We start from the raw sequence: 12,198 nt of genomic DNA, 5'->3' as shown, positions 1-12,198 counted from the left end.
GCCCCCGGGGCCTGCTTCGTAAGGCCCGCTCAACCCAGCCCAATACCAAGATGACCCACGCCAACCAAGTTGCCCCCGCAGGCGCGTCCTGGATCAGCCGGGCGCTCAACGCCATCGAGCGCGTCGGCAACAAACTGCCCGACCCGGCCATTCTGTTCGCCCTGCTGATGGTCACGGTCTGGATCGCTTCCTGGCTGATGTCCAGCATGCAGTTCAGTGACATCGACCCGCGCAGCCAGCAGCCGATCGCCATCAAGAACATGCTTTCCGGCGCTTCAATGGCAGCCTTTGCCTCGGGGCTGGTCACGACCTTCACCGGCTTTCCGCCACTCGGCGTGGTGCTGGTGGCCATGCTGGGGCTGGGTGTAGCCGAGCACACAGGTTTCATCAATGCCGGGTTGCGCGCCATCCTGGCCGTCACCGCCCGTTCGCTGCTGACACCGGTGCTGATCGCCGTCGGCATCCTCAGCCATATTGCCGTCGATGCCGGCTATGTTTTGGTGATACCGCTGGGCGCCGTGATGTTCTATGCCGCCGGACGGCATCCGTTGGCGGGGATCTCGGCCGCCTTCGCCGGCGTGTCGGGCGGCTTCTCGGCCACCTTCTTTATTCCGTCCAGCCTCGACCCGCTGCTCTCCGGCCTGACGCAGGCCGCAGCCCGGCTCTCCGCTGACGCCGGCGCGGCTGCCATCGTGGTCAACCCGCTGAACAACTTCTACTTCACCTCGGCCTCGGCCATCCTGATCGTGCTGATCGGCTGGGCCATCACCGACCTGCTGATTGAACCGCGCCTGAACAAGGGCACAGCGGTTGATGGCGACCCGGCCGAGTTGCCCAAGATGGAGCCGCTGAGCGCCGCCGAGAAACGCGGACTGCTGTTCGCCGTGCTGTCGATTGCAGTCACCGCCGGCCTCTTCCTGCTGAGTTTGCTGCCGAGCGACTCGGCCTGGCGTGCGCCGGACGGCGGCCTGGCCGCGGCTGCCGCGCCACTGATGAAGTCCATCGTCGCGCTGATCTTCGTGTTCTTCCTGATCCCCGGCATCGTCTATGGCTACGCCGCGGGCAGCATCAAGAGCCACGGCGACGTGGTCAAGGGCATGAGCAAGGCGATGAGCGGCATGGGCTATTACATCGTCATGGCCTTCTTCTGCGCCCAATTCATCTACGCCTTCGGCCAGTCCAACCTCGGCGCGCTGATCGCGATCAAGGGCGCTGCCTGGCTCAAGGCCATGGCCTTCCCGACCGGCGTCACGCTGATCGGCATGATCCTGCTCACCAGCATGGTCAACCTGCTGATCGGTTCGGCCTCGGCGAAATGGGCCCTGATCGGCGCCATCATGGTGCCGATGCTGATGCAGCTGGGCCTTTCGCCCGATTTCACGCAGGCCGCCTACCGCGTGGGCGACAGCTCGACCAACATCATCACGCCGCTGATGCCCTACTTCCCGCTGATCGTCGTGTTCTGCCAGAAGTACGTGAAGGGTGCCGGCATCGGCACGCTGATTGCGCTGATGCTGCCCTACTCCCTGGCACTGCTGGTCGGCTGGAGCGCCTTCCTGCTCGGTTTCTGGGCGCTGGACATCCCGCTGGGCATCGGTGCGAGCTACGTCTATCCGAAACTCTGAAGCCAGCTACCATGGCCGGGCCATGAAGCCCCGCCACCACCTCATCCTGATGGCCAGCCTCGCGCTGGCCTTTTCCATGTCTGTGCGGCCTGCGCTGGCCGCCGAATTGAAGCTGCGCATCCTGCAAACCACGGATGTGCACATGAACCTGCTGGACTACGACTACTACCAGGACCGCCCCAGCAGCGAGTTCGGCCTGGCCCGCACGGCCACCTTGATCAGCCAGGCACGTGTCGAGGCGAAGAACAGCCTGTTGTTCGACAACGGCGACCTGCTGCAAGGCAACCCGCTCGGAGACCAAGTGGCCAAGGTGCAGCCGCTGGCCGAAGGCAAGGTGCATCCGGCCTACAAGCTCTTGAACCTGCTGGCCGTGGACGCCGCCAATATCGGCAACCACGACTTCAACTACGGCCTGCCTTTCCTTCGTCGGGCCATCAGCGGCGCCCGCTTTCCCTATGTGAACGCGAATGTGATGCTGGCCAGCAAGCCCACGCAGCATGCCTTCACGCCCTATGTGCTGCTGGAGCGCGAGTTCATCGACGAGGCGGGCGCGAAGCAAAGGCTCAAGATCGGCGTGATCGGCTTCGTGCCGCCGCAGATCATGATGTGGGACCGCCAGCACCTGGAGGGCCAGGTGATCGCCGCTGACATCATCGAGACTGCGCGCCGCCTGCTGCCCGAGATGCGGGCCAAGGGCGCGGACGTGGTTATCGCCATCGCCCACAGCGGCATCGAGGAGCACGAGGGCGGCCGGCTGTCCGAGAACGTGGCCGCGCAGCTGGCCCGGGTCGGAGGCATCGACGCCTTGCTCCTGGGACATGCCCATGCCGAGTTCCCCGGGCCTGCCTTTGCCGGGTTCCCAGGTGTCGAGCTGGCTCGCGGCCTGCTGTTCGGCACGCCGGCCGTGATGCCGGGCCGTTGGGGCGACCACCTGGGCCTGATCGACCTGAGCCTGGACAAGGTCAACGGCCGCTGGAAGGTGCTGAACAGCCAGGCCAGCCTGCGCGCCATCCAGGATGCCCGCACGCGCAAACCGCTCGTCGAGGCCGACCCGCGCTTTGCCCAGACCATCGGCGCCGAGCATGCCGCCACGCTGGCCCATGTGCGCAGCGAGGTGACCCGAAGCGAAGCGCCGGTGTTCAGCTACTTTGCACAGGTGACGGACGACCCGTCGGTGCAAGTGGTAGCCAATGCGCAACTGGCCTACGGCAAGCGCGTGGTCCAGGGCACGGCCTGGGAGAAGCTGCCGGTGCTTTCGGCCGCAGCGCCTTTCAAGGCCGGCGGCCGCCAGGGGCCGGCCAACTACACCGATATTCCGGCCGGCGCCATGGCGATCAAGAACGTGGCCGACCTCTATGTCTATCCGAACACCATCAAGCTGATGAAGCTCAGCGGCGCCGAAGTACGCGAATGGCTTGAGATGGCAGTCAGCCAGTTGCTGCGCATCGACCCGCATGGGCCGGCCGAGCAGGACCTGGTCGACCCGAATGCCCGCTCCTACAACTTCGACACGCTGGATGGCCTGAGCTACGAGATCGACCTGACCCAAGCCGCCCGCTACAACACGGATGGCAAGCTCGTGGCGCCGCAGTCCACCCGCATCCGCGAGCTCCGCCATGCCGGCAAGCCATTGGACGACAAGGCCGAGTTCCTGGTCGTGACCAGCAGCTACCGTGCGGCCGGCGGCGGCAATTTTCCTGGCGTCAATTCGAGCAGGATCGTCATCGACAGCCCGGACGAAACCCGCGAGGCCGTGGCGGCCTACCTGGCGGCCCGGCCCAGCTTCAACCCGGGTGCCGATGGCAACTGGCGCATCCAGCCGGTGCCTGGCATCAAGCTGCGTTTTGTCTCCGGTGCAGGCGGCATCAAGTACCTGGACCGCGTGCCCAAGGTCCGCCTGCTGCGGGACCGCGGCGACGGCTGGGCGGACTATGAATTGAAGCCCTGAGCAAGGGCAGCAAATGCAAACGGCGCCTGATGCAGGCGCCGTTTTCGCTTGGATCAGCCCTTGATCAAGCGTGGATATCGAGCATGGCGCCTTCGGCTCGCACCTGGGTCTGCAGGACCCGCAGATTGGCCACGAAGGCATAGGTGGCCGACTTCTGCTCGACCAGTTCGGTCGCTTCGGCAACACCGGGGTTCTCAGCCGTGCGGCTCGTGGCGCCGACGCCGCCGCCAGCCAGGCTGGTCAGTTCCACGGTCTCGCGCTTGAAGTTCTCGGTGGAGAGATTGGCCACATTGTGGGCCGACGCGCGCAGCCGCTCATTGGCGGCAGAAATGCCGGACAAGGCGGTTGAAAGGCTGATCATGCGGTGCGCTCCGGGCTACGCCGGGCCCTAAAAGCAGGCTCGGACACCCCGACTATCGGCGAAAGCCGGCCAAACTTGAAGAAAAGAATGGTGAAAAGGGCCTTTTTCTCGGATCAGGCCCGCCGCAGTTCACGAAAACCGGCTCCAGCGGGGCTCCCGGTGGACCTCAGCCAGCCAGTTCCTCATAGCCACCGGCCGAGACAAACACGCGCACCGTGTCGCCACCGGCCGCCTTGGCTTCGGTGCAGGCCAGGGCACAGGCGCCCAGCACGGCGTCCACCGTTTCGAGCGTGGGCTGCAGCTGCACGACGCCGACGCAGGCCTTGACCCGGGTGCGATGCAGGCCCCAGCGCAGGCGGAAGCCCGCCACGGCCGAGCGGATCTTCTCGGCCACGATCTGGGCGTAATGCTGGTCGCAGTCGGGCAGCAGCACGGCGAAATGATCATCGTCCAGGCGAGCTACCAGGTCGGAGGCCCGCACCTTGGTGATCAGCATCTGGCCCAGGCCGTACAGGAAATGGTCGGCCACCTCGCTGCCCATCGAGGCCGTGACCTCGCTGAACTTGTCCACGTCCACCCACAGCACCGACACCGGCTCGTGACGGCGGCTGCCCACGTGCTCGGCCAGGCGGCGCTCGAACTCGCGACGATTGGCGAGCTCGGTCAGCGCATCGTGCTTGGCAGTCCAGGTCGGCTGCATGCGCTGCTGGCGTGCGGCGGTGATGTCTTCGATGATCCAGACCGCTTCGCCGCCGGGTTGGTCCCAGTGCAGGGGCGTGGCCTGCAGGCGCCCCCAGAAGCGGCTGCCATCGCGCCGGACGTACTCGAATTCTTCATCCAGCGGCCGACCGGCCACAAAGGCCGCCGTGGACTTCTCATGCATGCCGGCGTGGGAGCCATCCGACACATGGATCGAGCGGGTCGCCTGGCCGGCCAGGTCGGTCTCGTCGCCATGACCGAACAGGTGGTTGAACTGCTCGCTGACAAGCTCGAAGCGCTGGTTCAGGACGAAACCCACCGCCACCGGCGAGCGCACCATCAGGGCGCGCATGCGAGCCGCGACCACCTCATGGCCGGATTCGGCGTTCTCGGGCGTTGTTTGCATTGATGTCTCCTGGAACTGGCGTGCGAAATGCAGCGGTCGCGCAATGGTGAATGAAGCAACTATTGCAGGTGTACCGCGTTTGCCGCCTGACGGAAACCCCAATCGCGCCGCGCGAGCAACGCCCATTTGCATTTTCACCGGGGAATACGCCATGTCGGCGCCCCTCGATTGCCTGAACAATGCCGCGGGGTTCACCGGCCATCGCCGGCCACCGCCCCAGAGGGAGCAAAGCAATGGAATTCAAGCAACGCCATGCCCTGGCCTGGCTGGGCCTGATCATCGGCAGCGCCGCGCTGGCGCAAAACAGCAGCAGCGACCGGGTCGAAGGCCTGCGCGACAACACGCCGCGCTGGCACGCCTTGACAGAAGCCAGGCTCGTGCTGGCACCGGGCAAGGTGATCGAACGCGGCACGGTCATCGTGAAGGATGGCCAGATCGTCGCCGCCGGTGCCGACGTGGCCATTCCCGCTGGCGCGCGCGTCTGGAAACTGCCGGGGCGCAGCATCTATGCCGGCTTCATCGACATGGCCAGCCTGGCCGGCGTGCCCGCCTCCTTGCGCCCGCAGCGAGGCCCGGCGGCAGCAGCGGGCACCGCACTGGCTGGCCGCAGCGCCGCGAGCCGCAATGCGCAGGTCCATCCCGAGCAATCGGTGGCCGCAGTGCTTGAGCTCAAGGCCGACGAGCTGAAGGCCTCGCGCGAACTGGGCTTCACGGCGCTGCTGTCGTCGCCTGCACATGGCATCTTCCGCGGGCAAAGCGCCCTGCTCTCTGCCGGCGAAGGCACGGACGCCAAGAATCTCTTGATCGCCAGCGACGTCGCCCAGCATCTCTCGCATGAGTTCGAACGCGGCCGCAGCGGCGGCTATCCGAACTCCTTGATGGGCGCCATCGCGCTCTCGCGGCAGACCTGGTGGGACGCGCGTTGGTACGGTCAAAACGCTGCTGGCGGCGAACGCCGCGAGCACAACAGCTCGCTGGCGGCGCTGCAACCCGCGGTGCAAGGCAAGCAGCCCGTGGTCTACCAGGCCGACGATGAACAAGACTTCCTGCGCATTGCCAAGGTGCGCGACGAGTTCAAGCTCAAGGTCATCCTGCAGGGCAATGGCTATGAGTACCGCCGCGCCGCCCAACTGAAGAGCCTCGGCATGCCCGTGATCGTGCCGCTGGCCTATCCGGCCGCGCCCGAGGTCGAGAACCCGGACCTGGCGGCCGATGTCTCCCTGCAGCAGTTGCAGCACTGGGAACTGGCGCCGAGCAATCTTTCGGTGTTGGCTGGCGCTGGCGTCGAATTCGCCGTCAGTCCGCGCGGCCTGACGGATGCCAAGCGCGACTTCTGGCCGCGGCTGCGCCAGGCCGTCAAGCGCGGCTTGAGCGCCGATGCTGCCTTGGCCGGCCTCACAACAGTGCCTGCAAGGTTGATCGGCCAGCAACAGCGTCTGGGCCAGATTGCCCCGGGCCAGATCGCCAACCTGGTGGTCGCCAGCGGCGACCTGTTCGGCAGCGAGTCGGCCGAGATCGAGCTGGCCTTTGTCGATGGCCGCGCCATGCCTACCGAAGCCTGGCAGCGCAAGGATGTGCGCGGCCAATGGAAGCTCACCGGCGTTGACAAGCCCTTGCTGATTGCCGGCACGGCCGCACGCCCACAGGTGAAGCTCGACGGCAAGACCTGCGAAGGCCATTGGCGTGGCGATCAACTCCATCTGCGCTGGCCTTGTGCCGCAGGTGAATCGGCCAGTTGGCTGACGCTGCGCCTGCAGGGCGAGCGCTTGGTTGGCGACACGCTGACGGCCGAGCGCGAGAAGCCGCATGCAGAAGCGCCGGCGAAGGTCGAACCCAAGGTCGAGCTGGCTTCGCTGCAGCGCTTTCCGGCAGGCGCCTACGGCGTCACTCCACCGGAGTCGAAACTGCTGCTCATCAAGGGCGCCACGATCTGGACCAGCGGCCCGGCCGGCAAGCTTGAAAACGCGGACATGCTGGTACGTGACGGCAAGATCGTGCAGATCGGCCAGATCAACAGCCTCTCCGGCGGCCCGGCAACACCCCAGGGCGTCACGATCCAGGTCATCATGGCCCAGGGCATGCACCTGACGCCGGGCATCATCGACGCGCACTCGCACACGGCCATAGCCCGCGGCGTCAACGAAGGCACGAGCTCGATCACCGCTGAAGTGCGCGTGGCCGACGTGATCGATGCCACCGACATCAACATCTATCGCGAGCTGGCCGGCGGCCTCACCGCAGCCAACCTCCTGCATGGCTCTGCCAACACCATTGGCGGCCAGAACCAGGTGATCAAGCTGCGCTGGGGGCTGGACGCGGAAGGCCTGAAGTTCAAGGAGGCGGCTCCAGGCATCAAGTTCGCACTGGGCGAGAACGTCAAGCAATCGAACTGGGGCGACGGCAACAACACCCGCTACCCGCAGACGCGCATGGGCGTGGAGCAGCTGCTGCGCGACGCCTTCCAGGCCGCTCGCGAATACGAAGGCCGCTGGGCCGAATTCAAGCGCAACCCCAAGGGCAGCGAGCCGCCGCGCCGCGACCTGCAGCTCGACACGCTGGTCGAACTCCTGCATCGCAAGCGCGAGATCCACATCCACTCCTACCGGGCGGATGAGATCCTGATGTTCACCAAGATCGCCAAGGAGTTCGGCCTCAAGGTGGCCACCTTCCAGCACGTGCTCGAAGGTTACAAGGTCGCGAAGGAAATCGCCGAGATCGGTGCCGGCAGCTCGACGTTCTCCGACTGGTGGGCCTACAAGATGGAGGTCGTGGACGCGATTCCGTTCAACGGCGCCATGATGCAGAAGGTCGGTGTCAATACCAGCTTCAACTCGGACAGCAACGAGCTGGCCCGGCGCCTCAACACCGAGGCGGCCAAGGCCGTGCGCTACGGAGGCTTGAGTGAAACCGAGGCCCTGAAGTTCGTCACCATCAACCCGGCCAGGCAGCTGGGCGTGGGCGATCGCACCGGCTCGCTCGAAGTGGGCAAGGACGCCGACTTCGTGCTCTGGAACGGCAACCCGCTGGCCACCACCAGCCGCGCCGAAGAGACCTGGATCGAGGGCCGCCGCTACTTCAGCCGCAGCGAAGACGCCAGGCTGCGCGCTCAGCACCGCGCCGAGCGCGAGCGCCTGCTGTCCAAGGCCATCACGGCGCGCCTCGGCATGGGCGGCAACGCAGCCACGGCCCGGCCTGGCGCCACGCCGGGCAGTGAGTCGCCCACGCGGCTGGCGCTGGATGAAGCCCGCCTGCAGCAATGGCTGCATGAGCAAGCCCGCTATGCCGAGAGCTACGGCAACGGCGAATGGCACGAATGCACCGAGGAGATCCACCAATGATCAAGACCACGACTCGAATGGTCGGCGCCGTCGCCCTGCTGCTGGCCAGCCTCGCCGACGTCACGCAAGCCAATCCCAATGTGCCGCCGCCGGCACAGGCCAAACCTCTGCTGATCAGCAATGCCACGCTGCACACGGTCAGCGGGCCGGTGCTCAGCAATGGCCGCATGCTGGTCGAAGGCGGGCGCATCAAGGCGATTGGCGGTGCGGAGCTCGCCGCACCGGCCGGCGCCCAGGTCATCGACCTGAAAGGCCGCCATGTCTACCCCGGCATGGTTTCAGCCAATACGGTGATGGGTCTTGTGGAAGTGAGCGCGGTGCGCGCCACGGTGGACACAGCAGAAACCGGTTCGATCAATCCGAATGCCCGCGCGCTGGTCGCCATCAATGCCGACAGCGACATCATCCCGGTCACCCGTGCAAGCGGCGTCCTGACCGTGCTTTCGGTGCCGCAACCGCGCGCCGGCACGGGCCTGCTGGCGGGCACGTCCGCTCTGGTCCAGCTCGATGGCTGGAACTGGGAAGACATGGCGATCCGCCCCGAGGTGGGCCTGCATGTGAGCATGCCCACGATGCGCACGGCCGCCAGCGTCTTCGCCACCTCTGAAGCGCCGCGCGACGAGCTGCGCCGCACCGTGACGGCCAAGTTGAGGTTGCTGGACGAAGTGTTCGAGTCGGCCGCCGCCTATGCCAAGGCCAAGGCTGCCGACGCGAAGACCCCGCTCGACACCCGCTGGGAAGCGATGCTGCCCGTGGTGCGCGGAGAGCGGCCGGTATTCATCGACGCCAACGACCGCTGGCAGATCCGCCAGGCGCTGGAGTTCGCTGATCGCTTCAAGCTGAAGATCGTGATCGTCGGCGGCGCCGATGCGGCCGTGTTCGCCAATGAACTCAAGGCCCGCGACATCCCCGTGGTGATCGGCTCGCTGAACCGCCTGCCCCTGCGCCGCGACGACGATGTGGACGCAATCTTCCGCTTGCCGGCCGAGCTGGCCCGTGCGGGCGTGCGCTTCTGCATCGCGCGCGAAGACCGCGACCCGTCGAACGAGCGCAACCTCGGCTTCGAGGCCGGCCAGGCCGTGGCTTTCGGCCTGCCCGCCGATGAGGCGCTGAAGGCGATCACGCTCTACCCCGCGCGCATCCTCGGTGCCGAGAACCTGCTCGGCTCGCTTGAGGTCGGCAAGCTGGCCAGCTTCTTCGTCAGCGACGGTGACCCGCTGGACATTCGCAGCAATGTCGAGCGCATCTTCATCCAGGGCCGCGAGATCGAGCTGAAGGACAAGCAGACGGGCCTGCGCGACAAGTACCTGCAGCGCTACCTGCGCTGAACTGGTGATGAGCAGGCGCTGAAGTTGCTCTAGCTTTCCACGCGAACAAAGGTCGCGAAGCGCGGCAGCCCGCTGTTGGTCAGGCCGCGAAATCGGTAGCGCACCAGGCTGCCAACCGGCGGCGGCGCTCGGCGGTCCCCTTCGCTGAGCCCGCTGCCAATGCTGAACTCCCGACCCTCGGGGCTGCGCACCCGCAGTGCCCCGAGCATGCCGCTCAGCCGGCCCTGGCCGGGCTCGTGGGCGATGACGGTGGCTTCGCTGTCGTCAATCGGCTTGAGCTTGAGCAGAAGCTCGCTGCGGCCGCTTGCGTAGGCCGCGTCAGCCCGATGCAGCATCAAGCCCTCGCCGCCTGCTGCCACGACCTCTCGCAGCCGCTTGTGCAGGGCCGCAGGTGTTTCGATGCGCGCCTGCTCCACGGCTTGCAGCCCCGCCCACGCCACAGTTTCGGAAATGCTCGTCAGCGCCGCCACGCGCTGCTCGAAGCCCCCCGGCGCGTCCGGCAGCTCGAACAGCATGTAGCGCACCGAGCGCCATTCGGCATCCAGCGGCACATTGCGGCGCACGGCAGCTGAGAGGGCCTCGAAACGCCCACGCGCCATCCACAACTCACCGTCCAGCGGCCGTGAGGGCAAGCGCGCGGTGAACCAGTCTGGCGCCGCAATCTCGATGCCGCTGCGAAACAGCAGGCGGCGGCCAGTCCAGAAGGCGCGCACGCCGTCGAGCTTTTCGCTGACCAGATAGCCCTGCGGGTCCAGCCTGGCCGGCGCGTTCTGAGCGAGCAGCAGCGCTGGCGCCTGCGCCGCCGAGGAATCGCCCGCCAGCCATGCCTGGGCGAGCGCGCACAGCAGCACACGCCGGGAAAGCTTTGTCATGTCTGTCTCCTCCTCGCCCTCTGGATCGGGGCGTGGCGAGATTCTGATCATCTGGCCTCGCAGCCGCGTCCCGAACTTGATGGAGAGGGCTTGGCGTCCGGCGATCCGCAGCCAGCCAGAGGTCAGCCTGGTGGAGCGATCTGCTCGGCCCAGTCGTAGAGCGCGCCGAGGATGGCCTGGCCACGCTCGTCCGCGTTTTCGCTCAGGGCGTCGACCTGCTCGAAGAAGGCCGACAGCGTGGTTGCCCCGCCCTCGCCGCCATGCAGGCGGGCCGCGCAATGCTCGGTCCAGCGCTGCTGCTCGCTGCTGCTCAAGGTGGCCGGGAAGTTGCGAGCTCGCCAGCGGAACACCAGTTCCTCCAGCCGATCATCCTGGAACGAGAGCTTGCCTTGCGAGGCCCGGTCAGCCACTTGCTCCGGGCTCATGCCCAGCAAGCGCTGCAGGGCACGCCGATCGTCTGGCGAGACGAAGCCGCCATAGAGGTCTTCATCGACATCGATCGGCGCCGCACCATCCGGGCGCTTGAAGACTTCGCCCCACAAGCCATCCAGCACGCGGCCCTTCTCTGCCAGCAGCTGCGCATGGGCCAGGCCACGTGCCTGGTCAAAGCCCCAGCGCTCGGCCATGGCTGGCGAGAGTGTCTTCAGGTTGCCGATGACGATGGGCGACTTGTTGACATGGATGCTCTTGATCGGCAGCCGCGTCACGCCCTCGGGCAGATCGGCCTGCTTGACGAACATGCGCTCGCGGATGGCGGTGGCGTTCAGCGTCAGGAGCTCGCTCGGGTCTTCGCTGCAGTCCCAGACGATCAGCTCGTTCTTGTTGGTCGGGTGCGGCGCCAGCGGCCAGACCAGCGCGATGCAGCCACGCTCGGGCCCGTACATGCCGGAGATGTGCAGAAAGGGCTTGCCCACGCCGATCTCTGCCCAGACGGCTTCCTTCTTGCGCAGCTTCACGCAGAAATCCCAGAGCTTGGGCTGCGCCGACCTGATGAGGCGCGCCAGCGCAATGGTGGCCCGCACGTCGGACAGCGCATCGTGCGCCGCCTCATGCGCCAGGCCGTTCGCCACAGTGAGGTGCTCCAGCTTGAACGAGGGGCGGCCATCCTCATGCTTGGGCCACGCCATGCCTTCGGGCCGCAAGGCGTAGGCGCAACGCACCACGTCCAGCAGGTCCCAGCGGCCACAGCCGTTCTGCCACTCGCGTGCGTAGGGGTCGCGCAGGTTGCGCCAGAACAGGAAGCGCGTGACCTCGTCGTCGAAGCGGATGGTGTTGTAGCCCAGGCCCACGGTGCCAGGCCTGGCCAGCTGGTCTTCGATGGCCGCCGCGAACTCATGCTCGGGCAAGCCCTGCTCGGCGCAGAGCTGCGGCAGGATGCCGGTCAGGAGGCAGGACTCGGGGTCGGGCAGGTTGTCGGTGGGCGGCTGGCAATAGAGCATCAGCGGCTCGCCGATCTCGTTCAACTCCTCGTCGGTGCGGATGCCGGCAAACTGCGCCGGCCGGTCGCGGCGCGGCACCCGGCCAAAGGTTTCGTAGTCGTGCCAGTAGAAGCTGATTTCTTGCATGGGCGGCACGATAGCAGCATGCGAGCCAGGCCAGTCCTCAGGCGTGAGGACGGGCC

At 66.6% G+C, this 12,198-nt stretch carries 8 protein-coding genes; 4 read left to right on the top strand and 4 right to left on the bottom strand.

Annotation, left to right across the window (positions count from 1 at the left end; genetic code table 11):
* The first annotated feature begins 50 nt into the window (after positions 1 to 50).
* Together ABT392_RS06820 and ABT392_RS06815 are read left to right on the top strand one after the other, a co-directional pair.
* Positions 51 to 1,625, top strand: coding sequence for an AbgT family transporter (locus ABT392_RS06820; RefSeq protein ID WP_395386220.1), 1,575 nt, complete (start codon positions 51 to 53; stop codon positions 1,623 to 1,625).
* A 22-nt stretch (positions 1,626 to 1,647) separates the two neighbouring features.
* Positions 1,648 to 3,573, top strand: a complete 1,926-nt coding sequence (locus ABT392_RS06815) for a bifunctional 2',3'-cyclic-nucleotide 2'-phosphodiesterase/3'-nucleotidase (protein WP_395386221.1) — start codon at positions 1,648 to 1,650, stop codon at positions 3,571 to 3,573.
* Positions 3,574 to 3,637: 64 nt separating this feature from the next.
* Here the strand turns inward: ABT392_RS06815 and ABT392_RS06810 are convergent, their stop codons facing one another.
* Positions 3,638 to 3,934: a flagellar basal body rod protein gene (locus tag ABT392_RS06810; protein WP_334276981.1), complete on the bottom strand. Its 297-nt coding sequence runs from the start codon at positions 3,932 to 3,934 to the stop codon at positions 3,638 to 3,640.
* Between the two features lie 166 nt (positions 3,935 to 4,100).
* Positions 4,101 to 5,039, bottom strand: a complete 939-nt coding sequence (locus ABT392_RS06805; RefSeq protein WP_395386222.1) for a GGDEF domain-containing protein — start codon at positions 5,037 to 5,039, stop codon at positions 4,101 to 4,103.
* 233 nt (positions 5,040 to 5,272) lie between these two features.
* Here ABT392_RS06805 and ABT392_RS06800 point away from each other — a divergent pair, with 233 nt between their 5' ends.
* Complete coding sequence (locus ABT392_RS06800; RefSeq protein WP_395386223.1) at positions 5,273 to 8,377, top strand: amidohydrolase family protein; 3,105 nt, start codon at positions 5,273 to 5,275, stop codon at positions 8,375 to 8,377.
* Positions 8,374 to 9,705, top strand: a complete 1,332-nt coding sequence (locus tag ABT392_RS06795) for an amidohydrolase family protein (RefSeq protein WP_334276984.1) — start codon at positions 8,374 to 8,376, stop codon at positions 9,703 to 9,705. The genes ABT392_RS06800 and ABT392_RS06795 overlap by 4 nt, the downstream gene beginning before the upstream one ends.
* Positions 9,706 to 9,734: 29 nt before the next feature.
* Here ABT392_RS06795 and ABT392_RS06790 read toward each other — a convergent pair whose 3' ends face one another.
* Together ABT392_RS06790 and sbcB are read right to left on the bottom strand one after the other, a co-directional pair.
* Positions 9,735 to 10,577 (bottom strand): DNA ligase, encoded by an 843-nt coding sequence (locus tag ABT392_RS06790; RefSeq protein WP_334276985.1) that lies wholly within the window; start codon positions 10,575 to 10,577, stop codon positions 9,735 to 9,737.
* 122 nt (positions 10,578 to 10,699) lie between these two features.
* A complete protein-coding gene (sbcB, locus tag ABT392_RS06785) occupies positions 10,700 to 12,142 on the bottom strand; it encodes an exodeoxyribonuclease I (protein ID WP_334276986.1) in 1,443 nt (480 codons plus the stop codon).
* Positions 12,143 to 12,198 lie beyond the last annotated feature (56 nt).

The organism is Paucibacter sp. JuS9, from assembly GCF_044043925.2.
Classification (GTDB): domain Bacteria; phylum Pseudomonadota; class Gammaproteobacteria; order Burkholderiales; family Burkholderiaceae_C; genus JAUASW01.
Note: the sequence above shows the minus strand (reverse complement) of the source record. Positions and strands in the feature narration are given on the sequence as shown.